Below are 22960 nucleotides of genomic sequence, written 5' to 3'. Positions count from 1 at the left end.
CTCAGGCCCAACGCTCGGAGGCCGGCACGAAGTCGAGCGTGCGGTCGCCGGTGTAGATCTGCTTGGGCCGCGCGATCTTCTGCTCCTTGTCCTGGACCAGCTCGTGCCACTGGGCCAGCCAGCCCGGGGTGCGGCCGATCGCGAACAGCACGGTGAACATCTCCGGCGGGAACTGGAAGGCCTCGTAGATCAGGCCCGAGTAGAAGTCGACGTTCGGGTAGAGCTTGCGCTTGACGAAGTACTCGTCCTCGAGCGCGATCTTCTCCAGCTCCTGGGCGATCTCGAGCAGCGGGTTGACCCCGGTGACCTCGAAGACGTCGTCGCAGGCCTTCTTGATGATCTTGGCCCGCGGGTCGTAGTTCTTGTAGACCCGGTGACCGAAGCCCATGAGCTTCTCGTTGCCGTTCTTCACGCCCTCGATGAAGGACGGGATGTTCTCCTTGGTGCCGATGCGGCGCAGCATCCGCAGCACCGCCTCGTTGGCACCGCCGTGCAGCGGGCCGTAGAGCGCCGCGACGCCCGCGGCCACCGCGGAGTAGGGGTCGACCTGCGAGGAGCCGACCGAGCGGACCGCGTTGGTCGAGCAGTTCTGCTCGTGGTCGGCGTGCAGGATGAAGAGCACGTCGAGGGCCTTGACCAGGCGCTCGTCGGCCTCGAACTTGCGCTCGCTCATCTTGAACAGCATCGAGAGGAAGTTCGCGGTGTAGCCGAGCTCGTTGTCGGGGTAGACGAACGGCTTGCCCTGCGCGTGACGGAACGACCAGGCACCCAGGGTCGGCATCTTCGCGATCATCCGCACGATCTGCATGTGGCGGTTGTCGCCGTCGGAGATGTTGCGGGCGTCGGGGTAGAACGTCGAGAGCGCACCCACCGAGGCCATCAGCATGCCCATCGGGTGGGCGTCGTAGCGGAAGCCCTCCATGAAGCTCTTGACGTTCTCGTGGACGAACGTGTGGTACGTGATCTCGTGGACCCAGGACTCGTACTCCGCCTTGGTCGGCAGCGAGCCGTGGATGAGGAGGTAGGCGACCTCGAGGAAGTTCGACTTCTCCGCCAGCTGCTCGATGGGGTAGCCGCGGTACTCGAGGATCCCCTTCTCGCCGTCGATGTAGGTCACGGCGCTGCGGCAGGACGCGGTGTTCACGAAGCCCGGGTCGTAGACCGCCAGGCCCGGCTCGTCGTCCCCGGCCTTGATCTTCCCGATGTCGGCTGCCCTGATGGTGCCGTCCAGGATCGGGACGTCGTACTCCGCTCCGGTGCGGTTGTCACGGACGGTGAGAGAATCAGTCACCGGGCCAACTTAGTCCGCTGCGTCGGGCGGGGCGAATCCAGGTCCCCGGATTTTGACCCGCGCGGACGCGTGCCCGTACTCTTGACGGTCGCGACTCCTGCCGCTCCCCGACCAACTGCTGTGCGGTCGAGGGGCAGTCCCGGAAGCCTCAGAACGGCAAGCCGGGCCGTGTTCGTCAGAAGCCGCCGCACCACCACCCGACGGGGCCGACCCGCCGGGCCCGACGAACGAAGAAAGTTGATCAGCCGTGCGTACGTACAGCCCCAAGCCCGCTGACATCCAGCGCCAGTGGCACGTCATCGACGCCGAGGACGTGGTCCTCGGCCGCCTCGCCGTGACGACCGCCAACCTGCTGCGTGGCAAGCACAAGCCCACCTTCGCGCCGCACATGGACATGGGTGACTTCGTCATCATCGTCAACGCGGAGAAGGTTGCTCTCTCGGGCTCCAAGAAGACCACGAAGATGGCCTACCGCCACTCCGGTTACCCGGGCGGCCTCTCGGCCACCCCGATCGGCGAGGTTCTGGAGAAGGACGCCCGCAAGGCGATCGAGAAGGCCGTCTGGGGCATGCTCCCCAAGAACCGCCTCGGTCGGCAGATCCTGAAGAAGCTGAAGGTCTACTCCGGCCCGAACCACCCCCACCAGGCCCAGCAGGCCACGCCCTTCGAGATCGTCCAGGTCTCCCAGTAATCCGCGACGAAAGACTGAGTGAGGAACACCGTGGCTGAGACCACCGAGAGCACTGAGGTCGAGGAGACCTTCGAGACCAACGAGCAGGGCATCGCCTACAGCTCGGAGAGCGCGCCGTCCGCCGACGCCCCGCAGCGTCCCGCGACCATCGCCCCCGCCGCGGCCACCGGCCGCCGCAAGGAGGCCGTCGCCCGCGTCCGCATCGTCCCGGGCACCGGCGTGTGGACCGTCAACGGCCGCACGCTCGACTCGTACTTCCCGAACAAGCTGCACCAGCAGGTCGTGAACGAGCCGTTCGCGAACCTCCAGCTCGAGGGCCGCTTCGACGTCATCGCCCGCATCCACGGCGGTGGCATCACCGGCCAGGCCGGCGCCCTGCGTCTCGGCGTGGCCCGTTGCCTGAACGCCGTCGACGTCGAGGCGAACCGTCCTTCGCTCAAGAAGGCGGGGCTGCTCACGCGTGACGCCCGCGTCATCGAGCGCAAGAAGGCCGGTCTGAAGAAGGCCCGCAAGGCACCGCAGTTCAGCAAGCGCTGACGCTTCTATAGTTTGGGCCGCATGTCACCCAAACTCTTCGGCACGGACGGGGTCCGGGGCCTGGCCAACGGTCATCTGACCGCTGAGCTGGCCCTGGACCTTTCCGTTGCCGCCGCCCGTGTCCTGGCCGACCGGGGCGAGTTCGAGGGCCACCGCCCGCTCGCCGTCGTCGGCCGGGACACGCGCATCTCCGGCCAGTTCCTGGAGGCCGCCGTCGTGGCGGGCCTCGCCTCGGCAGGCGTCGACGTCCTGCTGCTGGGCGTCCTGCCCACCCCCGGCGTCGCCTACCTCACCGGCGCCCTGGGCGCCGACCTCGGCGTGATGCTGTCGGCGTCCCACAACGCGATGCCCGACAACGGGATCAAGTTCCTCGCGCGCGGCGGGCTCAAGCTCGACGACGCGATCGAGGCGGAGATCGAGCGCCACCTCCACGAGGACTGGGACCGCCCCGTCGGCGGAGCGGTCGGCCGGGTCCGCACCCACGAGACGGCGGTGGAGGAGTACGCCGCCCACCTCGACTCCACGCTGCGCCAGCGCCTCGACGGCCTGACGGTCGTGCTGGACTGCGCCGAGGGTGCGGCGTACGACGCCGGGCCGCGCGCGCTGCGCGAGGCGGGCGCCACCGTCATCCCGATCCACGCCGAGCCCGACGGGCTGAACATCAACGACGGCTGCGGATCCACGCACCTCGAGCCGTTGCGCAAGGCGGTGCTCGAGCACGGGGCCGACGCAGGCTTCGCGCTCGACGGCGACGCCGACCGCTGCCTGGCGGTCGACCACGACGGCGAGGTCGTCGACGGCGACCAGATCCTCGCGATCCTCGCGCTCGGGCTCGCCGAGAGCGGCCACCTGGCCCGCAACACCGTCGTCGCCACCGTGATGAGCAACCTCGGGTTCGTGCACGCGATGAAGGCGGCGGGGATCGGGGTCCGGCAGACCAAGGTCGGCGACCGGTACGTGCTCGAGGCGATGAAGGTCTCCGGCTACTCCCTCGGCGGCGAGCAGTCCGGCCACGTGATCATGAGCGAGCACGCCACCACCGGCGACGGGATCCTCACCGCCCTGCACGTGCTGGGACGGGTGGCCGCGACCGGCAAGAGCCTGCAGGACCTCGCGTCGGTGGTCACCCGGCTGCCGCAGGTCTTGGTCAACGTGCCGAACGTCGACAAGGCCCGCGCCGACGAGGACGCCGTGCTGGCCGCCGCCCTCGCCGAGGAGGAAGCCGCGCTCGGTGACACCGGCCGCATCCTGCTGCGCCCGTCCGGGACCGAGCCGCTGGTGCGCGTGATGGTCGAGGCGGGGACGTACGACGAGGCGCACGCCGTCGCCGGCCGGCTCGCGGAGGTCGTGCGGGTCCAGCTCGCCCTCTGAGGCAGCCGGCCGTAAACCCGGTCGCCGTCACGGCTCCGGCTGCCTAGGCTCCGGAGCCATGACCGGCACCGAGATCGTCGAGATCGACGCCCGCGACGAGACTCGGCTGCGGGACTGGTGGGAGGTCGCGCACGCCGCCGAGGGCGACCGGCCCTTCGACGCGTGGCCGACCTGGGACGTCACCCGGCGCAAGCTGCCCGTCCCGCGCACGGACGGCAGGCTGGTGCTCACCCTCGCCCGGGACGGGGAGGGCCGGGTCGTCGGAGCCGGTCGGCTCCTCTTCTACCGCTACGACAACACCCACCTCGCCGAGGTGACCGTGTGGGTGCCGCCGGCGCACCGGCGCCGGGGAATTGGCCGCGCCCTGCTCGAGGCGGCCGAGGCCCGGGCGCGACGGGAGGGGCGGACCACGCTGATGGCCAGCGCGTACGCCCCGGTGGGGGAGGACAGCCCCGGGTCGCTCTTCGCCGCCGGGACGGGCTTCGAGGTGGGCAGCTACGAGGAGACCAAGCTGGTGGACCTGGCGACCGCGCCGGCCACCTGGGACGCCCTCGACCGCGAGGTGGAGGCCGCGCTCGGCGACTACCGGCTCGAGGTGGCCGTGGAGCGGTTGCCCGAGGAGCGGATCGAGGACTTCTGCCGGCTGCTCTCTGCCTTCCTGGGCGAGGTGCCGACGGGTGACCTCGACCTGCGGCGTACCGAGTGGACCCCGCAACGGGTCCGCGACGGCGAGACCCGGGCGATCGGCACCGGGAGGGTGCTGGTCTACGGCCTGGCCGTGGCCCCCGACGGCCACCTGTGCGGGTTCTCCGACGTGCGCGTCCATCGCGCCGACCCGCGGCACGCCTCGGTGGGCGGGACCCTCGTCCTGCCCGGGCACCGCGGGCACCGCCTGGGTCTGGGCATGAAGCTGCTGACCCACCGGCAGGTGCACGCGATGTTCCCGGAGTGCACCCACGTCGAGACCGGCAACGCCGGGGTGAACGCCGCCATGAACGCCGTCAACGAACGGCTCGGCTACCGCGTGGTCGAGCGCTGCCTCGACGTCCAGAAGCTCCTCTGACCCCGCCGTGCGCATGCTGGAGGACTGCCGGTCACCGGGATGCGCGCCTGCTGCGACGGATCTGGCCGCGAACGGGCGGTGCGTCGGCCACCGTTTCTGGTGACGAAACGGTGGCCGGCTCACCGCTCCCCGCATCGTCGACGCGGGGGCCGCCCCCGGGGACATGCCCCGGTGACTGCTCCACACACCTCGACCCCGGGGGGATTGGCGCGGCAGGGCTCGGGTAGAACCGCCAGCATGGATCGCTTCCGACTCGCCTCCCTGCTCGCCGTGCTCGCGGTGGTGGCCGTGCTCGGCACCGCCGTGACGGCGGTGGCGGCCTACACCCAGCGCGACGGGTCGACCCCGTCGTCCGGCGGTGGCGGCACACCAGGCCCGGGCGAGCCCAGCGCATCGCGCACGGTCGAGAAGGTCCATGTCTTCGACGACGGCCAGTTCGTCGTCGGCGACCGGGGGGACAACGCGCTCTTCGAGGTCCCGGCCAGCGCGGAGGGCTGGAGCCTCGAGAGCAGCGACACGGTCGTCTACTACCTGGACCGCCAGGGTGATCCCGCCGTGGGGGTGAACGGTCCCGCGGTGTTCCGTGACGGCTACTGCAAGAAGCGCAGCACCAGCTCCAACCGCGGCTTCGTGGGGTTCACCCGCTCGGCCACCGGCATGGGCGCCCGGCAGGCCAACACCGACCTGGCGAAGGAGTGGGTGGCGGCGATCTCGCTCAACGAGGACCTGCGCACCTCCAGCCCGCACACGCCGGTGCGGACCACCCAGGTCACGTTGGCCGACGGCTCCACGGCGGTGCGCTCCACGTCCCGGATCACCCTGAGCGACCCGGGACCGTGCGACCCGCCGGCGGTGCAGCTCGCGATCGTCAGCCTCGACACGGGCGAGGCGGTGGCCAACCTGGTGATGGTCCGCGACCTCGACGCCCCGGGGACCCTCGACGACGACCTCGCGGAGAAGATCCTCTCGACCCTGCGCCGGGCCGTGGCGTGAGCCCCGCGCCCGCGGGTCAGAGCTTGCGCACCCGCACGTAGCGCACGGAGTGGTCCCGGTCCTTGCGCAGCACCAGCGTCGCGCGGGACCGCGTCGGCAGGACGTTCTGCACGAGGTTGGGGCCGTTGATGGTGTCCCAGATCCGCTCCGCCTCGGCCACGGCCTCCTCCTCGCTGAGCGCGGCGTACCGGCTGAAGTAGGAGCCCGGGTCGCGGAACGCGGTCTCGCGCAGCCGCAGGAACCGCTCGACGTACCAGCTGCGGATGTGACTGGTGCCGGCGTCGACGTACACGCTGAAGTCGAAGAAGTCGCTCAGGGTGAGGCCGGTGCGGCCGTCGTCACGGACCCGTGCGGGCTGCAGGACGTTGAGGCCCTCGATGATCACGATGTCCGGCCGGCTGATCACGACCTTCTCGTCGGGCACGACGTCGTAGACCAGGTGGGAGTACGTCGGCGCCTCGACCTCGTCCTTGCCGGACTTGATGTCGACGACGAACCGGAGCAGCGCCCGCCGGTCGTAGGACTCCGGGAACCCCTTGCGCTGCAGCAGGCCGCGGCGCTCGAGCTCGGCGTTGGGGTAGAGGAAGCCGTCGGTGGTGACCAGGGCGACGTTCGGGTGCTCGGGCCAGTGGGCCAGCATCTGCTGCAGCACGCGGGCGGTCGTGGACTTCCCGACCGCGACCGACCCGGCGAGGCCGATGACGAACGGCGTGCGGGGCGGCACCCGGCGGTGCAGGAAGTCCTCCTGCTGGCGGTGCAGGCGGCCCGCGGACTCGACGTACAGGCTGAGCAGGCGGGAGAGCGGCAGGTAGACCTCCTGGACCTCCTCGAGGTCGAGGGAGTCGCCGAGGCCCCGCAGCCGCCGGATCTCCTCCGGGGTGAGCGGGCTCTCGGTCTCCTGTGCGAGGGCGGCCCAGGCCGAACGGTCCAGCTCGATGTACGGCGAGGACTCGCGGCCGACGTCCTCGGAACCACCGTGGTGGCCCCCGCCGTTGCCAGACATGCGGGAGATTGTTGCAGTCGCCGTGCGCCCCGTCGGGGACGGCCTCCCGCTCGATACAGTGGCGCCCATGTGCGGAATCGTGGGCTACGTCGGCGAGAAGCAGGCTCAGGACGTCGTGATCGAGGGCCTGCGGCGGCTGGAGTACCGCGGCTACGACTCCGCGGGGATCGCCCTGATCGACGACGGCACCGTCTCCTGGCAGAAGCGGGCCGGGAAGCTGGCCAACCTCGAGAAGGCGATCGTCGACGAGCCGCTGGTCGCCTCGACCACCGGCATCGGCCACACCCGGTGGGCCACCCACGGTGCCCCCAACGACGCCAACGCCCACCCGCACCTGGGCCGTCACGGACGGCTCGCGCTGGTGCACAACGGGATCATCGAGAACTTCTTCGAGCTGCGCGCCGAGCTGGAGGACGCCGGGCACGAGCTGCGCTCGGAGACCGACACCGAGGTCGCCGCCCACCTGCTCGAGCTCGAGCTGGAGAACGGCGTCGACCTCACAGAGGCGATGCAGCGGGTCTGCCGCCGCCTCGAGGGAGCCTTCACGCTGGTCGCGCTCGACGCCGCCGACCCCTCGCGGGTGGTCGCGGCCAGGCGCAACTCCCCGCTCGTGGTCGGCCTCGGCGAGGGCGAGAACTTCCTCGGCTCCGACGTCGCTGCGTTCATCGAGCACACCCGTGAGGCCATGGAGCTGGGTCAGGACCAGGTCGTCACGATCACCCGGGAGGGCGTGTCGGTCACCGGTTTCGACGGCACGCCCGCGGAGGGTCGCCGCTACCACGTCGACTGGGACCTCTCGGCCGCCGAGAAGGACGGCCGCGACTGGTTCATGCGCAAGGAGATCTACGAGCAGCCGCGCGCCGTCGCCGACTCGCTGCTGGGCCGGCGTACCCCCTCCGGGGCGCTGCACCTCGACGAGATGCGGCTCTCCGACGAGGAGCTGCGCGACATCGACAAGATCATCATCATCGCCTGCGGGACGTCGTTCTACGCCGGCATGGTCGCGAAGTACGCCATCGAGCACTGGACCCGGATCCCGGTCGAGGTGGAGCTCGCCTCGGAGTTCCGGTACCGCGACCCGATCCTCGACTACTCGACCCTGGTCGTCGCGATCAGCCAGTCCGGCGAGACCGCCGACACGCTCCAGGCGATCCGGCACGCGCGGCTGCAGCGCTCGAAGGTGCTGGCCATCTGCAACACCAACGGGTCCACGATCCCGCGCGAGTCGGACGCGGTCATCTACACCCACGCCGGGCCGGAGATCGGGGTCGCCTCGACCAAGGGCTTCCTCACCCAGCTGGTCGCCTGCTACCTGCTCGCGCTCTACCTCGCCCAGGTCAAGGGCACCCGGTACGGCGACGAGATCACCGAGATCATGGACCAGCTCGACTCGATGCCCGAGCACGTCCAGCGGGTGCTCGACGACGACGAGGCGGTCTACGCGCTCGCCCGCGAGCACGTCGGCGCCCGGTCGGTGCTGTTCCTGGGCCGGCACGCGGGCTACCCGGTCGCGCTCGAGGGCGCGCTGAAGCTCAAGGAGCTCGCCTACCTGCACGCCGAGGGCTTCGCAGCCGGCGAGCTCAAGCACGGCCCGATCGCGCTGGTCGAGGACGGTCTGCCGGTGCTGTGCGTCGTGCCTCCCCAGGGGCGCGACCAGCTGCGCGACAAGATGCTCAGCGGCATCCAGGAGGTGCGCGCCCGGGGCGCCCGGACGATCTGTCTGGCCGAGGAGGGCGACGAGTCGATCGCGCCGTACGCCGACGTGCTGCTGCGGCTGCCCAAGGTGCCGGTGCTGCTGCAGCCGCTGGTCGCGGTCGTCCCGCTCCAGCTGTTCGCGTGCGAGCTCGCGACCGCGCTGGGCCACGACGTCGACCAGCCGCGCAACCTCGCCAAGTCCGTCACGGTCGAGTAGGGCGCCCCGTGGCCGTCATCGGGGTGGGGATCGACGTCTGCGACATCGGGCGGTTCGAGGAGTCGCTGGTGCGGACCCCGGGCCTGCGCGAGCGGCTGTTCACCCCGCACGAGGTCGGCCGCTCCGCGGCGTCGCTGGCCGCTCGGTTCGCCGCCAAGGAGGCGCTGGCCAAGGCGCTGGGCGCCCCGGTCGGGATGGCCTGGCACGACGCCGAGGTGGTCACGGAGGAGTCCGGCCGCCCCCGCTTCGACATCCGCGGCACCGTCCTGGCCCGCGCGACCGAGCTCGGCGTCGTCTCGGTCCACCTCTCCCTGTCCCACGACGCCGGCATCGCCTCCGCGATGGTGGTCCTCGAGAGCTAGGGGTCGTCGACTCGTGTGCCTGAGGACGCGCTATGCCGCGTTGTCAGGCACACGACCCGGCAGGCCGAGCGCGATCAGGTCGATCGCGACCTCCTCGGCCTCGTGTCGCAGCTCGTACGCAGAGCAGCGGACGACGATGCGCCGGCGAGTGGTGATCCGTCGCGCGCGCTTCAGGTCGTCGCCCCAGTGACGGACGTCCATGTGGAAGCCGCCGTCCACCTCGAGAACCAGGACCGTCCCGTCGGGCAGGTCCCACTCGCAGTCCGTCCAACGTTGCTTGCCGGCCCGGTCGGTTCGCGAGCGTTGCCGGTGAGGGAGGGGGATGGCGAACCTGCGGCACATGGCGCACACGGCGAGCTCGGCGCCTGACTGGGATCCGCCCGCCACGTCGTTCAGTGTCGCCCTGAACGGCTTCGCCCTGCGCAGTGGTCGCAATTGGTCGACCCAGGTGAGCATGCGGGCCGGAGTGGTGAGCCGTTGCTGGACCGTCGCGGCGACCAGGGCGTGCGCCGCCCGGGTGTTCGCCTCGTAGCCCGCGTGCAGCAGCACTGCGGGCTCGAGCCGGCAGACAGGCAGGCCAGGGCGGGGGTGCAGCAGCAGGCTGAAAGGCCGACGCGAGCGAAAGAAGTCGATCCCGTCCACGGGCTCGAAGCTCAGCTCGTCGTCGACGATCACAGTGACCTCGTCCCGCTCCCAGCCGGTCAGGCCGTGGTGCGCTGCGGCGGTGAGCCCGCCGATCATGCTCTTCGGGCCTGCGTGCAGCACGGCCAGCCACAGCCACTGGTTCCATGAGAGCGGACCTGTGGTCGTGCTGATGACCCGTGGGGTCCGTTCCGTCCATCGCCGCGCGGCGACGTGGTTGCGGACGGCGTCCCAGTCCACGCCGTGCTGGTTGAGCTGACGACGGGCGACCATGCCCGCTTGGTCGGCGATGAGCGTCTCGAGCGCCTCCTTCATGCGCTCAGGCTGCCTCGGATCGCGCCGCGACGACGCCCGTCCTCCACAGGCTCGGATCGTCATTCGAGGCGTGTGTCTGAGGACGCGTCATGACGCGTTCTCAGGCACACGACCCGAGGGGACCCGGTTAGGTTGGCGGCATGAGGAGCGCGCACACCGTCGAGCAGGTGCGGGAGGCCGAGGCGGCGCTGATGGCCACGCTGCCCGAGGGGACGCTGATGCAGCGGGCGGCTGCCGGCCTGGCGTACGCCGTGATCGACCTGCTCGGCTCGGCCTACGGCCGGCGCGTGCTGCTGCTGGTCGGGTCCGGCGACAACGGCGGTGACGCGTTGTACGCCGGGGTGGTGCTGGCGCGGCGCGGCTGCCGGGTCGAGGCCTGGCTGCTCTCCGACAGGGCGCACAGGGCCGGGGTGGAGGCCCTGCGGGCCGCCGGCGGCCGGGTCGTGCGGCTCAGCGAGCATCGGGGCGCACCCTCACCCGCACGAGCCGAGGTGGTCGTGGACGGGATCGTGGGGATCGGCGGCCGGGGCGGGCTGCGCCAGGAGGCCGTCGAGGCCCTGGCAGCCGTCCGCGGGGTGCCGGTCGTGGCCGTCGACACGCCGTCGGGGGTCGACGTCGACACCGGCGAGCTCGTCGGCGAGCACGTCACCGCCGACGTCACGGTCACCTTCGGCACCCACAAGGTCGCGCACCTCGTGGACCCCGCCGCGGCGGCCTGCGGCGTGGTGCACCTCGTCGACATCGGGCTGGACCTGCCGCCGGCGCCCGTCGAGGCGCTGCAGCCCGAGGACGTCGCCGCCCTGCTCCCGCGGCCGCGGTCCGACGCCCACAAGTACACCCGCGGCGTGGTCGGGATCCGGTGCGGCTCCGCGGCGTACCCCGGCGCCGGCCTGCTCAGCGTCGCGGGTGCCGACACCGGGCTCTGCGGCATGGTGCGGTACGTCGGCGACCGGGCCGTCGCCGACCGGGTCCGCCAGGCACACCCCGAGGTGGTGGGTGCCGGCCGGGTGCAGGCGTGGGTGATCGGCTCGGGGGGTGGCGACACGGCGGGCCGCGAGCTCGCCGACGCCGTGGCCGACGGGGTCCCGGTGGTCGTGGACGCCGACGCGCTGGCGCACGTGCGCGGCAGGCTCGGCGTCCCCGCGGTGCTGACCCCGCACGCCGGCGAGCTCGCCGCCATGCTCGAGACCGAGCGGTCCGAGGTGGAGGCGAGGCCGTTGCTGCACGCGCGCCGGGCCGCGGACACGTTCGACGCGGTGGTGCTGCTGAAGGGTCGGCACACCCTGGTCGCCTCGCCGGAGGGCAGGGTCCGGGCCACCACCACGGGCGTCCCGTGGCTCGCGACGGCGGGCGCCGGAGATGTCCTCGGCGGGCTCGTCGGTGCCCTGCTGGCGGCCGGCCTCGACCCCTTCGACGCCGCGTCCGTCGGCTCCTGGCTGCACGGCGCGGCAGCCACCCTGGCCTCGCGGGGCGGGCCGATCGTGGCGGGCGAGGTGGCGCACCACGTCGCCGACGTCGTGCGGCACCTCCCGTCCCGCGACTGAGCGGTGCCGGGCGGCCCGGACCGCGAGGATGGAAGAATCACCCGGCATGAGCCACTCGCCGGTCGCGCGCGCCGAGATCGTCGTGGACCTGGCGGCGGTCCGGCACAACGTCTCGACGCTGCGTCGCGTCGTGTCTCCCGAGGGAGCTTCTCCGGTCGCGATGATGACCGTGGTGAAGGCCGACGGCTACGGCCACGGCATGGTCGAGGTGGCGGCCGCCGCGCGCGAGGCCGGCTCCGAGTGGCTGGGCGTGGCCACCCTCGACGAGGCGATGGCCCTGCGCGCCGCAGGCGACACCGGGCGGCTGCTCTGCTGGCTGACCGTGCCGGGGGAGGACTACGCGCCGGCCGTTGAGGCGGACGTCGACATCACGGCCTCCACGGTGCGAGCGCTCGAGGAGATCGCGGAGGCCGCCCACCACGTGCGCCTCCCGGCCCGGGTGCAGCTGAAGATCGACACCGGGCTGTCCCGCAACGGGGCCACCGTCGAGGACTGGCCGGCCCTCGTCGAGGCCGCGCGCCGGCTCGAGGACCGCGGCCGGGTCCGGGTCACCGGCGTCTGGTCCCACTTCGCCTGCAGCGACGAGCCCGACCACCCCGCCAACGAGGCGCAGGAGCGGGTGTTCACCGAGGCGCTCGCCACCGCGGAGGCCGCGGGCCTGCGCCCCGAGGTGCGGCACCTCGCGAACTCGGCCGCCGCGCTGCTGCGGCCGTCGTCGCGCTTCGACCTGGTCCGGTGCGGGCTGGCGTCGTACGGCCTGGACCCGGCGCCCGGCCACACGCCCGACGTGGGGCTGGTGCCGGCCATGACCGCCCGCGCCAGCCTGGTCATGACCAAGCCGCTCGCGACCGGCGCGAGCGTCTCCTACGGCCACACGTGGACCGCCGAGCACCCCACGACCGTGGGTCTCGTCCCCGCCGGGTACGGCGACGGGGTCCCTCGGCACGCCTCCAACAACGCCGAGACCTGGGTCGGGGGCAAGCGTCGCCCGGTGCGCGGGCGGATCTGCATGGACCAGCTCGTCGTCGACCTCGAGGGCGACGAGGCGCAGGCAGGGGACGACGTCGTCCTCTTCGGTGCCGGGCGCGACGGCGAGCCGACCGCGCAGGACTGGGCGGACGCCTGCGGCACCATCTCCTACGAGATCGTCACCCGGATCGGCGGCCGGATGACCCGCCGCCACGTCAACCCCACGCAGGGAGACACATGAGCCTCAGACGCAGGATCCTCGGACTGGCCGCCGGCGCAGCCGGTGTGGCCGTGGCCGGTACGGCGGTCGGGGTCGCCCACCACCGTCGGGTCATCGCCCGTCGCGGCGCGGGCGACCAGGTCGCGTTCGGGTCGCTGCGCTCGCGACCGATCACGGTCGTCGCCGACGACGGGGTCCCGTTGCACGTCGAGGTCGACGAGTACGACGGCGAGGAGGACGGCAGCGGACGGCGGCGTGGCACGGGGGAGTCGCACCCGCCGATGACGGTGGTGTTCTGCCACGGCTACGCCCTCAACCTGGACTGCTGGCACTTCCAGCGCGCGGGCTACCGCGGCCTGGTGCGGTCGGTGTTCTACGACCAGCGCTCGCACGGACGCTCGGGCCGCTCGACGATCGGGCACGCGACCATCGACCAGCTCGGACGCGACCTCGAGCAGATCATCGACGAGGTGGTGCCGGAGGGGCCGATCGTCCTGGTCGGTCACTCGATGGGCGGCATGACCATCATCGCGCTCGCCGAGCAGCGCCCCGACCTGTTCGGCGACCGCATCGTGGGCGTCGGCCTCATCTCGACGACCGCCGGAGGCCTGGACCCGAGCCGGATCCTGTTGCCGGTGTTCCCCCTGTCGGTCGGCGCCGGCCTCACCAACAGGGCCGTCGCCCTGCTCGGCCGCGGCCACAAGAGCGTCGACCGGGTCCGCCGCCTGGGCCGCAACGTGGCCATGGTCGCCACCGACCTGTTCGCGTTCGGCGACGCCGTGCCCTCGTCGTACGTCGACTTCGTGGACCAGATGCTCTCCGACACCCCGTTCGAGGTGGTCGCGGAGTTCTTCCCGAGCTTCAGCCTGCTCGACAAGTTCCACGCCCTCGAGGCGCTCGCCGACGTGCCGACCGCGATCATCTGCGGCACCGCCGACCGGCTCACCTCGATAGGGCACAGCCGCAAGCTGCACGCGCACGTCCCCGGGTCGACGCTGCTCGAGTGCGAGCGGGCCGGGCACATGGTGATCATGGAGCGCCACGACCAGGTCAACGCCGAGCTCGACCAGCTCATCGCGGCGGCCGCCGGGGTGGTGGGCTCGCGGTGACCCTGGAGATCCGCCGGGTCGGCCCCGAGGAGGCCGAGGCCGTCCGCGCCGTGGTGCTGCCGGCGTTCGAGGCCCGCCCCAGGCTCGACCCGCCCGCCGCCGCCCTCAGCGAGAGCCTCACCGAGCTGGCGGCGCTCCTCGCGAACGGCGCCGGAGGCCTGGTCGCCCGCTTCCGCGGCGAGGACGTGGGCGTGCTCGTGCTCGACCCCAAGGGCAGCACGATGTACCTCCGCCGCTTCGCGGTCCTGCCCTCGGCCCAGGGCCACGGGATCGCCAAGGTGCTCATCGACGCCGCGGTCGAGGCCGCGCACGGGTACGACGACCTGACCGTCGTCACCCGCGAGGAGCTGCCGCGGACCCGGCGCTTCTGGGAGCGTCAGGGGTTCCGCGAGATCCGCCGGTCCGCGCCCAACGTCGAGCTGCGCCGGCCGCTGCGCACGTTCCTCTTCGACGCCCCCGACGCGGAGTCGATGCGCGAGATCGGCCGGGCGCTGGCCGGCCAGCTCACGGCCGGTGACCTGATCGTGCTGAGCGGTGAGCTCGGCGCCGGCAAGACCACCTTCACCCAGGGCATCGGTGCGGGCCTCGAGGTCCGCGGCGACGTCACCTCCCCGACGTTCGTCATCGCCCGCGAGCACCCCTCGCTGGCCGAGGGGCCCGCGCTCGTGCACGTCGACGCCTACCGGCTCGGCGGCATCGACGAGCTCGACGACCTCGACCTCGAGACCTCCCTGGAGGAGTCGGTGACCGTGGTCGAGTGGGGCGAGGGCGTGGCCGAGGGGCTGGCGGAGTCGCGGCTGGAGGTCCGGATCATCCGGGCCCTCGCCGACGAGGACCCGGACAGCGACCTCGACCCCCGCCGGGTGCTGATGACCCCGATCGGCCCGCGTTGGTACGAGATGGAGCTGCCCTCGCTGCAGCGCGAGCCGCTGGCGGAGAAGCTCAACGAGAACATCCTCCTCGACTTCTACCGCTGCGACGAGTCCGAGCTCGCAGACCTCGACCCGAGCATCCCGCTGCCTCTCTCCCTCATGGTGGCCGAGCACGCCGGCGGCGTCGTCGTGGTCCACAACGCCTGGCGCGACGAGTGGGAGCTGCCGGGTGGCACGATCGACGAGGGTGAGACCGCTCGCGAGGCGGCGGTGCGCGAGTTCGTCGAGGAGACCGGTGTCGCCCCGGGCGAGGTCGAGTTCGTCGGGGTCGGCACCGTCCAGCTCGGGCACGAGCGCCGCATCGAGTTCGTCGCGGTCTACCGCACGGTGGTCGACGGCCCGGTCGAGTTCCGCACCAACGACGAGATCGACGAGCTGTGCACGTGGGACGTCGGGACGGAGCTGCCCGGGCTGTCCCAGATCGACGCCCATCTCGCCGAGCTGGCGCTCGGCCGCCCGGTCGCGGGCGGGACCGCCGGGGACCAGTAGCCTTCGAACCGTGCTGCTCGCCTTCGACACCGCCACGCCCCACGTCTCCGTCGCCCTGCACGACGGCCGTGACGTCCTGGTCGAGCTGACCGCGGAGCGGCCGATGAAGCACGGTGAGCAGCTCGCGCCGCTCATCGAGGAGGCGCTCGGGCGGGCCGGTCTCACCCGCGGTGACCTGACCGGGATCGCGGTCGGGGTGGGGCCCGGCCCCTTCACCGGGCTGCGGGTCGGCCTGGTCACCGCCCGCACGCTCGCGTTCGTGCTGAGGATCCCGGTGCAGGGCGTGTGCTCGCTCGACGTGCTCGCCGTGGAGGCCGTCGACACCGGCGTGGTCACCGGCGAGTTCGTGGTCGCCACCGACGCCCGGCGCAAGGAGGTCTACCTCGCGTCGTACGACGCCGACGGCAGCCGTCGCCACGGGCCGATGGTCGAGCACCCCGGCGCCGCGGCCACGCACCTGCCGGTCGTGGGGGAGGGCGCCACGCTCTACCCCGACTCGTTCCCCAACGCCGTGGGCCCCGCCCGCCCGAGCGCCGGCTGGCTGGCCCGGGTGGTGGCCGGCGAGCGCGCGGAGCTGCACGGGCCCGAGCCGCTCTACCTGCGCCGCCCCGACGCGGTCGCCCCGGGCAAGCCCAAGCCCGTCTCGTGATCCGCGTGGCCGGGCCGGCCGACGTGCCGGCCATCGCCAGGCTCGAGCAGGACAACCTCGGCGCGGACGCTTGGTCGGAGGGGCTGGTCGCCGAGGGGGTGGGCGGCCGGCTGCCGACCGTCCGCTACCTCGTGGCCGAGGCCGACGGAGCCGTGGTCGGCCACGCGGTGGCCAGCGTCGTCGCCGACGTCTCCGAGCTGCAGCGCATCGCCGTCGCCGCCACCCACCGGCGTTCCGGACTGGCCACCGGCCTGCTCCGGGAGGTGGTGGCGCTCGCCCGCGACGGTGGCGCGGACCGGCTGCTCCTCGAGGTCCGCGAGGACAACGACGGCGCGATCGCCTTCTACGCCGCCCGCGGGTTCACCGAGATCGCGCGTCGACGCCGGTACTACAACGACGGCGCCACCGCCGTGGTCCTCGAGCTCTCGCTCGGGCCGGGCGATGACGCCGTCGCAGGGGTGTAGCGGGTTGCCCTACGGCAGGTAGTACGTCGGGTTCGGCAGCTTGACCACGCGGTCCGAGGAGCCGCCGATCAGGTCGCTGAACTGGTCACCGAAGTTCGCGATGATGTGGACGCCGAACTTGTCCTGGACGTGCTTGCGGGTCGAGGACTTGTACTCGATGGTCGAGCACTTGACCGGGTCGCTGTCCATCGCGCAGTCGACGTACGCAGGCGGCAGGTCGCCGCTGTTCCACTTGGTGAAGTAGTACTTCTGCTTGAACAGCGAGTTGCCGTCCTTGTCGTAGTAGTACGTGCGCAGGTTGTTGAGGGTGGCCGAGCGCTGGGCGTTGCTGCGACCGGTGAGGCCGACGACCTTGCAGCCGGCCTTGGCGGCGGCGCGCACGACCTTGGGCATGCCCGGGGTGGCCGGGAACCGCTCGCCCTCGACCCACTGGTTCTGCAGGACCGGGTCGAAGTCGAACTTCATCGCCGCGTCCTCCATGTCGTAGGTCCACAGCGTGGTGTCGTCGGCGTCGAAGACGACCGCCGGCCTGATGCCCTGGCGCACGCCCTTCTCGCACCGGTTGCGCAGCTTCTGCGACCACGTCGTCGTGATCCCCTTCATCTCGCTGATGTAGGGGGACGTGGCCTTGTTCGAGTTACCGGGCTTGGTCGGGTCGGCGACTCCGTAGTAGGAGCGGATCTCGCCCTTGACGTTGTCGATGTTCGGGATGCCCTCGCCGTCGGCGTCCTGGCCGCTCGAGCCGTCGGGGTTCATCGTGAACTCGGTCCGGGGTGCCAGGTCGGCGTCCGACGCCGGGGCGCCCGCGATGTTCGGGCTCGGGAGGTAGTACGTCGGGTTCGGCAGCTTCAGGGTGTCGTCGGCGTACCCGCCCTGCAGGTCGGAGAACTGGTCCCCGACGTTGAGGGCGATGTCGTACCCCAGGTCCTCCTCGATGTGCTTGCGGGTCCCGGCCTTGTACTCGACCGTCGTGCACTTGGCCGGGTCGTCGGCCGGGTCGACGCTGGTGTGGCAGTCCAGGTAGCCCGGCTTGGTGGCCGGGCTGGCGAACTTCGTGAAGAAGTTGTCGGCGTCGAAGCCGTGGTACCCCACGTCGGCGAGGTTCTGCAGCGTCGCCTCCTCCTGCGACTCGCCGCGGCCGGTGAGCCCGAAGACCGCGTAGCCCTTGGCTGCGACGGCGTCGACGAACGCGGGCATGCCCGGCGTCGCCGGGAACCACTTGTTCTGGACCCAGGTGTTCTGGAGCACCGGGTCGAAGTTGAAGCGCATCCCCGGCCGCTGGGCCTTGGGGTCGCCGTCCTCCATGTCGTAGGTCCACAGCGTCGTGTCGTCCGCGTCGAGGACCACGGCCAGCTTGTCGGCCGGGTCGACCGCCGGGAGCGCCGCGAGCGCGTCGGCCTCGAGCTCGGCCATCTCGTCGATGTAGGGCGAGTCGGCCTTGTTGGCGATGCCGCCTGTCGCGCCGTAGTAGGCGCGGATCGTCGCCTTCACCGAGTCGATGTTCGGGATGTCCGCGCCGTGGGCGGGGGGTGCAGGCACGGTGCCGTTCGCGTTCAGCGGCTGCACCGTGAAGTGCGTGTGCGGGGTGAGCTTCGTGTCGTCGACGGTGCGGGCACCGGCGACGGCGGGAGAGGTGATGACCAGTGCGGCGGACGCGGTGGCGACCAGCGCGACACGGGTTCGGGGGGTTCCCGGGATTTGCATGCGTTGCTCCGAGTGGTGTGTGTGAGACAGGCAACAAACCCGCACAACCTACGTCTGCCGGGGCACGCGCGGAAGAGAATCGCCGAACCGACGCGCCGGTGCCGGACGCGACCGTCCGAGCCCTGCCCGCGGGCAGGCGCGGCGGGGCGGCACAATGGCCGCGTGAGCGAACCACTCGTCCTCGGCATCGAGACCTCCTGCGACGAGACCGGCGTCGGTATCGTCCGCGGGCGCACCCTTCTCGCCGACGCGGTCGCGAGCAGCGTCGACGAGCACGCCCGCTTCGGCGGCGTCGTGCCGGAGGTCGCGAGCCGCGCCCACCTCGAGGCGATGGTGCCCACCATCGAGCGCGCCTGCGAGACGGCCGGCGTCGCGCTGCACGACGTGGACGCGATCGCGGTGACCAACGGGCCCGGCCTGGCGGGTGCGCTGCTCGTCGGCGTGGCCGCGGCGAAGGCGCTGGCGCTCGGGCTCGGCAAGCCGATCTACGGCGTCAACCACCTCGCGTCGCACGTGGCGGTGGACCAGCTCGAGCACGGGCCGCTGCCGGAGCCGTGCCTGGCGATGCTGGTCAGCGGCGGCCACTCGAGCCTGCTCCGGGTCGAGGACGTGACGACCGGGGTGGACCCCATGGGCTCCACGATCGACGACGCTGCGGGCGAGGCCTTCGACAAGGTCGCGCGGCTGCTGGGGCTGCCCTTCCCCGGCGGCCCGCACATCGACCGCGCCGCCCGCGAGGGCGACAGCGTGCACGTCGACTTCCCGCGCGGCCTGACCTCGCGCCGGGACCTCGAGCGGCACCGGTTCGACTTCTCGTTCTCCGGGCTCAAGACCGCGGTCGCGCGCTGGGTGGAGGCGCGCGAGCGCTCCGGTGAGCCGGTGCCGGTGGCCGACGTGGCCGCCAGCTTCCAGGAGGCCGTCTGCGACGTGCTGACCCGCAAGGCGATCGACGCCGCGGTCAGCGAGGGCATCGACGACATCCTCATCGGCGGCGGCGTCGCCGCGAACTCGCGGCTGCGCACGATGGCCGAGGAGCGGGCCGCCGCGAAGGGAATTCGCGTGCGGGTCCCGCGCCCCGGCCTGTGCACCGACAACGGTGCGATGGTGGCCGCCCTGGGCTCCGAGATGGTCGCCCGGGGGCGGACCCCGTCGCCGCTGGACCTGCCGGCCGACTCCTCGCTGCCGGTCACCAGCGTGCTGGCCTGATCCTCACGACGTGGGGAGGTACTCCGACATCATCTCGGGGTTGCCGCCACGGACGGGTCCCGCGACGGTCTCGGGGTCGCCACCGTCGAGGGGGTAGCGCACCAGCGTCCACCGGTTGCCGTCCAGGCCGGCCAGGACCGCCAGCACGTGGGTGTCGTCCGCCCAGGTGGCGCGGCTGATGACCTGCTTCCCGGGCTTGATCGCGGCCACCTCCTGCAGGTCGCGGTCGAGCACCGCCACCTCGCCGGCCATGTTGTTCTCGTACCGGCCGGACAGCAGGTGCTCGCCGTCGGGGGAGAAGTCGAGGTTCCCGCCCGTGCAGCTGCGCGCGGTGACCCTCTCGGCAGCCGGGTCGTAGAGCCCCACGCACGGGTACTGCTCACCCCCTGCTGATCGGAACGACACCGCCCAGGTGTCACCGTCGGGACTCACGTCGAGGACCCGCATCGGCTCGGAGGTGTCCAGGCGCTCGGCGCCGTCGAGCGTCACCGTCGCCACCGTCTCGGTGCCGTCGCTGACGAGCACCTCGCACCCGCCGTCGGCGCAGTGGTCACCGGTGACCGCGTCGATGAACGGGGTCGTGCCGTTGATGACCGGCATCTTGGGCATGGCCACAGGCTCGGGGCTGCCGCTCTCGAGCAGCTGCACACGCCCTCGCTGGTCGATCCACGCGGCGAGCCCGTTGCTCGAGCTCATGGTGAAGGTGAGGAAGTCGACCGCGTACGTCGTCGCCGGCGCGCCGTCGGCGTCGTACACCTCGATCTGCGAGAGCTTCTGGTTGGCCACCAGGATGCGACCGTCGGTGAGCACCCCGAACTGGCTGACGTCTGCGTTGTCGATGTCCACGGGGACCGTGCCCCCGCCGGGGAGTGTGACCTCGCGGTCGTGCAGGACCGAGGCGCCGCGGCCGGTCGAGGGAGACGGCGCCGGCTGCGGCTCGTCGGCCCGGTTGAGGCCGCCCGCCAGCGTGGTCGACAGCGTCGCCACCAGCGCGACTGCGGCAGCGGTCGCGGTGACGGCGGCGACGCGGCGCCGGCGACGGATGCCTCGCGCCCGGCCGCGGACGTCGTCAAAGGTGAACGGGGCCTCGTACAGGCCGTCCGCACGTCGGTGGAGCTCCCTCCCGAGCTCCTCGGTGATCTGGTTCGGGGTGCTCATCGTTCCTCCTCCCGGGGGTTCAGGCTGGCGGGTGTGCGTTCGCGCAGGGCGGCGAGCGCACGACTGGTCTGGGACTTCACGGTGCCGACGGAGATGCCGAGGGCGTCCGCTGTCTCGGCCTCGCTCATCTCCTCGTAGTAGCGCAGCACGAGAACGGCACGGGCCTTGCGGGGCAGGGTCTGCACCAGCGCCCACAGCTCGTCGTTGCGGCCGTCGTCGTACGAGTCGAGGACCGGCGCTCCCTCCGGCACCTCGTCCGTGGCGTGCTCGCGACGCTTCCAGCCCCTCCGCCACAGCGAGTTGTTCTCGTTGACCATGATCCGGCGGACGTAGGCGTCCACCGAGTCGCGGTCGCGGACCTTGTCCCAGGCCAGGTAGAGCTTGGCCAGGGAGGTCTGCAGGACGTCCTCGGCCTGGTGCCGGTCGCCGGTCAGCAGGTAGGCCGTGCGCAGCAGCGCAGGCTGCCGGGCGGCGAGGTACGCCGTGAAGTCGGCGTCGCGCTCGGCTCCGCGTCCTCCCACCCCGACCCCCGATCCCGCGCCCGGTTGGGCTGTGAGCTGCATTGTCTCCTCCGTTCGTACGTCATCGAGACGCGAACGGTGTCGACATGGTTGCAATCGTGCGGCGCAGCCTCAGGGACGAGCGGCGAGCACGAAGTCGCGGCCTCCCAGCGCCGGCGTGGCGAGCTCGAGCCGGCCGGTGACGTCGGTGCGCACCAACGCGGCCCGGGGACCCTGCCGTACCGACGCCACGAGGTGCGTGTCGTCCTCCCACGCGACCTGGCGCACGTCGCCGGACAGGTCTGCGAGTTCGGCGACCTGCTCGCCCGTGGTCACGTCGACGATCGACAGGCCGCGGGTGGCACTGGTCATCCCCAGCGTCGCGACGTACCGCCCGTCCGGGCTGAACGCGACCGGCAGCCGCCCGGGGACCCGCATCGTGACCTCTCCCGTCGACGGGTCGACGACCGCGCCCACCCTGCCGGACAGCGCGCCTCCCACCAGACCGGTCGTGGCGTCGACCGCGGAGGCCCGGACCAGGCCGGGGACACGGCGGGGCGGGTGCTGGAGGTCGGTGACCCAGGCGCCGTCGCCGAACATGCTGGTGTAGACGACGTCCTCACCGCTCAGCCCGACCAGCTGCACGTTCGGGTCCGCGCCCGGGTCGACGGCCGGGTCGACGGTCTGGGTCGCCTCGCCCTCGCCCATGCCGGAGCTGATGCCCCGGTGGATCGTGGCCGAGGTGACGCCGGCGCTGCTGTCGCACTCGAGGCTGAGCCAGGCCGTCTGCATCAGGTCGCCGCTGACGACCGGCGAGCCCGCCGAGCACCACCCGTCGACCTCGGCTCCCGTGCCGTCGAGCAGGTGCAGGCCGACGGTGCCCTCGAAGGCGCGGTCGTCGGCGACCAGGAACCCGCCGTGGTAGGGCGTGATGGCGCTGATGCCCGTCTCCACCGGAACCCGGAGCCGTGAGCCGTCGGACGCCACGTAGGTGTCGCCGACGGCGTACGCCACGCGAGGTCCGGCGCCCCGCGGGAGGTCCTCGAGCGACGTCCGCGCAGGAGTGGGGGTCGACGAGGACGTGTGGTCCGAGGGGCCGGGGCCGGTTCCCCCGTCGTGGGAGAGCAGCAGTCCGGCCGGCACGGTGAGGACCACGACGCACGCGGCCGCAGCGAGGCCGGCGTTGCGCCGCTGCCGGTGGCGCAGCGCCCGTGCGGTGCCGACCACGTCGGCCATCGGCGTGGGTTCGTACGACGCATGGTCGACGCGGGCGTGCAGGGCGTCGCTGAGCAGGCGCTCGGTGTCGGTCATCGGTCCTCCTGGAGGTCCGGCAGCTCGGGGTGGTCGTGGACCACCGCTCTGAGTGCGGCGATCGCCCGGCTGGCCTGCGACTTCACGGTCCCCACCGAGACGCCCAGCACCGCGGCGGTCTCGGGCTCGGTGAGGTCCTCGTAGTAGCGCAGCACGATCACGGCGCGCTGCCGCGGAGGCAGGGTCGCCACGAACGCCCAGACGGCGTCGTGCGCGCCGTCGTACGACGGACCGGGGCCGGCGGTCTCGGGCAGCCGGTCGGTCGTCACCTCACGCCTGCGCCACGGTCGACGCCAGGCCGAGCGGTGCTCGTTCACCAGCACCCTGCGCGCGTAGCCGTCGAGGTGCTCCCGGTCATCGAGCCGGTCCCAGGCGAGGTAGAGCTTGGCGAGCGTGGTCTGCACCAGGTCCTGGGCGCCGTGCGGGTCGCCGGTCAGCAGCAGGGCGAGACGCTGGAGCGCAGGCTCGCGCGCCGCGCACCACTCCTCGAAGCCCGTCCGGGCCGCGCTGGCCCTCACCCCCACC

Annotated in this window: 22 protein-coding genes; 14 read left to right on the top strand and 8 right to left on the bottom strand. The window is 72.2% G+C overall.

What is annotated here, in order from left to right; translation table 11 throughout:
- Position 1: 1 nt before the first annotated feature.
- Positions 2 to 1291 (bottom strand): citrate synthase, encoded by a 1290-nt coding sequence (locus ACFO9I_RS21040; RefSeq protein WP_379184508.1) that lies wholly within the window; start codon positions 1289 to 1291, stop codon positions 2 to 4.
- 247 nt (positions 1292 to 1538) lie between these two features.
- Between ACFO9I_RS21040 and rplM the strand changes: the two genes are divergently transcribed.
- The 5 genes from rplM to ACFO9I_RS21015 all read left to right on the top strand — a co-directional run bounded on the left by rplM (position 1539) and on the right by ACFO9I_RS21015 (position 5946).
- Positions 1539 to 1982 carry a 50S ribosomal protein L13 gene (gene rplM / locus ACFO9I_RS21035; RefSeq protein ID WP_379184506.1) on the top strand — a complete coding sequence of 148 codons (444 nt, stop codon included), beginning with the start codon at positions 1539 to 1541 and terminating at the stop codon, positions 1980 to 1982.
- 18 nt (positions 1983 to 2000) lie between these two features.
- Positions 2001 to 2519 carry a 30S ribosomal protein S9 gene (rpsI, locus tag ACFO9I_RS21030; protein WP_379184504.1) on the top strand — a complete coding sequence of 173 codons (519 nt, stop codon included), beginning with the start codon at positions 2001 to 2003 and terminating at the stop codon, positions 2517 to 2519.
- 21 nt (positions 2520 to 2540) lie between these two features.
- A complete protein-coding gene (gene glmM / locus ACFO9I_RS21025) occupies positions 2541 to 3890 on the top strand; it encodes a phosphoglucosamine mutase (protein ID WP_379184502.1) in 1350 nt (449 codons plus the stop codon).
- Between the two features lie 58 nt (positions 3891 to 3948).
- A complete protein-coding gene (locus ACFO9I_RS21020) occupies positions 3949 to 4953 on the top strand; it encodes a GNAT family N-acetyltransferase (RefSeq protein ID WP_379184500.1) in 1005 nt (334 codons plus the stop codon).
- Between the two features lie 237 nt (positions 4954 to 5190).
- Positions 5191 to 5946 carry a hypothetical protein gene (locus ACFO9I_RS21015; RefSeq protein WP_379184498.1) on the top strand — a complete coding sequence of 252 codons (756 nt, stop codon included), beginning with the start codon at positions 5191 to 5193 and terminating at the stop codon, positions 5944 to 5946.
- A gap of 16 nt (positions 5947 to 5962) precedes the next feature.
- On the opposite strand, the gene coaA is transcribed toward ACFO9I_RS21015, so the two are convergent.
- Entirely contained in the window at positions 5963 to 6949 is a 987-nt protein-coding gene (gene coaA, locus ACFO9I_RS21010) for a type I pantothenate kinase (RefSeq protein WP_379184496.1), read from the bottom strand.
- A gap of 67 nt (positions 6950 to 7016) precedes the next feature.
- Here coaA and glmS point away from each other — a divergent pair, with 67 nt between their 5' ends.
- Together glmS and ACFO9I_RS21000 are read left to right on the top strand one after the other, a co-directional pair.
- On the top strand, positions 7017 to 8861 hold the full coding sequence (glmS, locus tag ACFO9I_RS21005) for a glutamine--fructose-6-phosphate transaminase (isomerizing) (protein ID WP_379184494.1): 1845 nt from the start codon (positions 7017 to 7019) through the stop codon (positions 8859 to 8861).
- An 8-nt stretch (positions 8862 to 8869) separates the two neighbouring features.
- On the top strand, positions 8870 to 9223 hold the full coding sequence (locus ACFO9I_RS21000; protein ID WP_379184492.1) for a holo-ACP synthase: 354 nt from the start codon (positions 8870 to 8872) through the stop codon (positions 9221 to 9223).
- 30 nt (positions 9224 to 9253) lie between these two features.
- Here the strand turns inward: ACFO9I_RS21000 and ACFO9I_RS20995 are convergent, their stop codons facing one another.
- Positions 9254 to 10180, bottom strand: a complete 927-nt coding sequence (locus ACFO9I_RS20995; protein WP_379184490.1) for a hypothetical protein — start codon at positions 10178 to 10180, stop codon at positions 9254 to 9256.
- A gap of 140 nt (positions 10181 to 10320) precedes the next feature.
- Between ACFO9I_RS20995 and ACFO9I_RS20990 the strand changes: the two genes are divergently transcribed.
- From ACFO9I_RS20990 to rimI, 6 genes are read left to right on the top strand one after another with little or no spacing between them, the layout of a single operon-like run.
- The gene (locus ACFO9I_RS20990) at positions 10321 to 11724 is read left to right on the top strand and encodes an NAD(P)H-hydrate dehydratase (protein ID WP_379184488.1); all 1404 of its coding nucleotides are present in this window, start codon (positions 10321 to 10323) and stop codon (positions 11722 to 11724) included.
- A gap of 46 nt (positions 11725 to 11770) precedes the next feature.
- Complete coding sequence (alr, locus tag ACFO9I_RS20985; protein WP_379184486.1) at positions 11771 to 12934, top strand: alanine racemase; 1164 nt, start codon at positions 11771 to 11773, stop codon at positions 12932 to 12934.
- Positions 12931 to 14022 carry an alpha/beta fold hydrolase gene (locus tag ACFO9I_RS20980; RefSeq protein ID WP_379184484.1) on the top strand — a complete coding sequence of 364 codons (1092 nt, stop codon included), beginning with the start codon at positions 12931 to 12933 and terminating at the stop codon, positions 14020 to 14022. The genes alr and ACFO9I_RS20980 overlap by 4 nt, the downstream gene beginning before the upstream one ends.
- On the top strand, positions 14019 to 15443 hold the full coding sequence (gene tsaE / locus ACFO9I_RS20975; RefSeq protein ID WP_379184482.1) for a tRNA (adenosine(37)-N6)-threonylcarbamoyltransferase complex ATPase subunit type 1 TsaE: 1425 nt from the start codon (positions 14019 to 14021) through the stop codon (positions 15441 to 15443). Before ACFO9I_RS20980 ends, tsaE begins: the two co-directional genes overlap by 4 nt.
- 10 nt (positions 15444 to 15453) lie before the next feature.
- The gene (gene tsaB, locus ACFO9I_RS20970) at positions 15454 to 16092 is read left to right on the top strand and encodes a tRNA (adenosine(37)-N6)-threonylcarbamoyltransferase complex dimerization subunit type 1 TsaB (RefSeq protein WP_379184480.1); all 639 of its coding nucleotides are present in this window, start codon (positions 15454 to 15456) and stop codon (positions 16090 to 16092) included.
- 5 nt (positions 16093 to 16097) lie between these two features.
- Entirely contained in the window at positions 16098 to 16556 is a 459-nt protein-coding gene (rimI, locus tag ACFO9I_RS20965) for a ribosomal protein S18-alanine N-acetyltransferase (RefSeq protein WP_379184478.1), read from the top strand.
- A gap of 9 nt (positions 16557 to 16565) precedes the next feature.
- On the opposite strand, the gene ACFO9I_RS20960 is transcribed toward rimI, so the two are convergent.
- On the bottom strand, positions 16566 to 18260 hold the full coding sequence (locus ACFO9I_RS20960; RefSeq protein ID WP_379184476.1) for an HAD family acid phosphatase: 1695 nt from the start codon (positions 18258 to 18260) through the stop codon (positions 16566 to 16568).
- A gap of 162 nt (positions 18261 to 18422) precedes the next feature.
- Between ACFO9I_RS20960 and tsaD the strand changes: the two genes are divergently transcribed.
- Positions 18423 to 19466, top strand: coding sequence for a tRNA (adenosine(37)-N6)-threonylcarbamoyltransferase complex transferase subunit TsaD (tsaD, locus tag ACFO9I_RS20955; protein WP_379184474.1), 1044 nt, complete (start codon positions 18423 to 18425; stop codon positions 19464 to 19466).
- 3 nt (positions 19467 to 19469) lie between these two features.
- Here tsaD and ACFO9I_RS20950 read toward each other — a convergent pair whose 3' ends face one another.
- The 4 genes from ACFO9I_RS20950 to ACFO9I_RS20935 all read right to left on the bottom strand — a co-directional run bounded on the left by ACFO9I_RS20950 (position 19470) and on the right by ACFO9I_RS20935 (position 22953).
- A complete protein-coding gene (locus tag ACFO9I_RS20950; protein ID WP_379184472.1) occupies positions 19470 to 20624 on the bottom strand; it encodes a hypothetical protein in 1155 nt (384 codons plus the stop codon).
- Positions 20621 to 21145, bottom strand: a complete 525-nt coding sequence (locus tag ACFO9I_RS20945; protein ID WP_379184470.1) for a SigE family RNA polymerase sigma factor — start codon at positions 21143 to 21145, stop codon at positions 20621 to 20623. The genes ACFO9I_RS20950 and ACFO9I_RS20945 overlap by 4 nt, the downstream gene beginning before the upstream one ends.
- A gap of 111 nt (positions 21146 to 21256) precedes the next feature.
- Positions 21257 to 22435: a hypothetical protein gene (locus ACFO9I_RS20940; RefSeq protein WP_379184468.1), complete on the bottom strand. Its 1179-nt coding sequence runs from the start codon at positions 22433 to 22435 to the stop codon at positions 21257 to 21259.
- Entirely contained in the window at positions 22432 to 22953 is a 522-nt protein-coding gene (locus ACFO9I_RS20935) for a SigE family RNA polymerase sigma factor (RefSeq protein ID WP_379184466.1), read from the bottom strand. The genes ACFO9I_RS20940 and ACFO9I_RS20935 overlap by 4 nt, the downstream gene beginning before the upstream one ends.
- Positions 22954 to 22960: the final 7 nt, after the last annotated feature.

This window comes from Nocardioides sp. GCM10023255, from assembly GCF_042653125.1.
Taxonomy (GTDB): Bacteria; Actinomycetota; Actinomycetes; order Propionibacteriales; family Nocardioidaceae; genus Nocardioides.
This window is presented reverse-complemented; position numbering and strand designations above follow the sequence as displayed.

Excerpts from the sequence above, each read along its gene's own strand:
- glmM (WP_379184502.1), top strand. The coding sequence starts at position 2,541 with ATGTCACCCAAACTCTTCGGCACGGACGGGGTCCGGGGCCTGGCCAAC.
- ACFO9I_RS21020 (WP_379184500.1), top strand. The coding sequence starts at position 3,949 with ATGACCGGCACCGAGATCGTCGAGATCGACGCCCGCGACGAGACTCGG.
- ACFO9I_RS21015 (WP_379184498.1), top strand. The coding sequence starts at position 5,191 with ATGGATCGCTTCCGACTCGCCTCCCTGCTCGCCGTGCTCGCGGTGGTG.
- coaA (WP_379184496.1), bottom strand. The coding sequence starts at position 6,949 with ATGTCTGGCAACGGCGGGGGCCACCACGGTGGTTCCGAGGACGTCGGC.
- glmS (WP_379184494.1), top strand. The coding sequence starts at position 7,017 with ATGTGCGGAATCGTGGGCTACGTCGGCGAGAAGCAGGCTCAGGACGTC.
- ACFO9I_RS20995 (WP_379184490.1), bottom strand. The coding sequence starts at position 10,180 with ATGAAGGAGGCGCTCGAGACGCTCATCGCCGACCAAGCGGGCATGGTC.
- ACFO9I_RS20990 (WP_379184488.1), top strand. The coding sequence starts at position 10,321 with ATGAGGAGCGCGCACACCGTCGAGCAGGTGCGGGAGGCCGAGGCGGCG.
- alr (WP_379184486.1), top strand. The coding sequence starts at position 11,771 with ATGAGCCACTCGCCGGTCGCGCGCGCCGAGATCGTCGTGGACCTGGCG.
- ACFO9I_RS20980 (WP_379184484.1), top strand. The coding sequence starts at position 12,931 with ATGAGCCTCAGACGCAGGATCCTCGGACTGGCCGCCGGCGCAGCCGGT.
- ACFO9I_RS20960 (WP_379184476.1), bottom strand. The coding sequence starts at position 18,260 with ATGCAAATCCCGGGAACCCCCCGAACCCGTGTCGCGCTGGTCGCCACC.
- ACFO9I_RS20950 (WP_379184472.1), bottom strand. The coding sequence starts at position 20,624 with ATGAGCACCCCGAACCAGATCACCGAGGAGCTCGGGAGGGAGCTCCAC.
- ACFO9I_RS20940 (WP_379184468.1), bottom strand. The coding sequence starts at position 22,435 with ATGACCGACACCGAGCGCCTGCTCAGCGACGCCCTGCACGCCCGCGTC.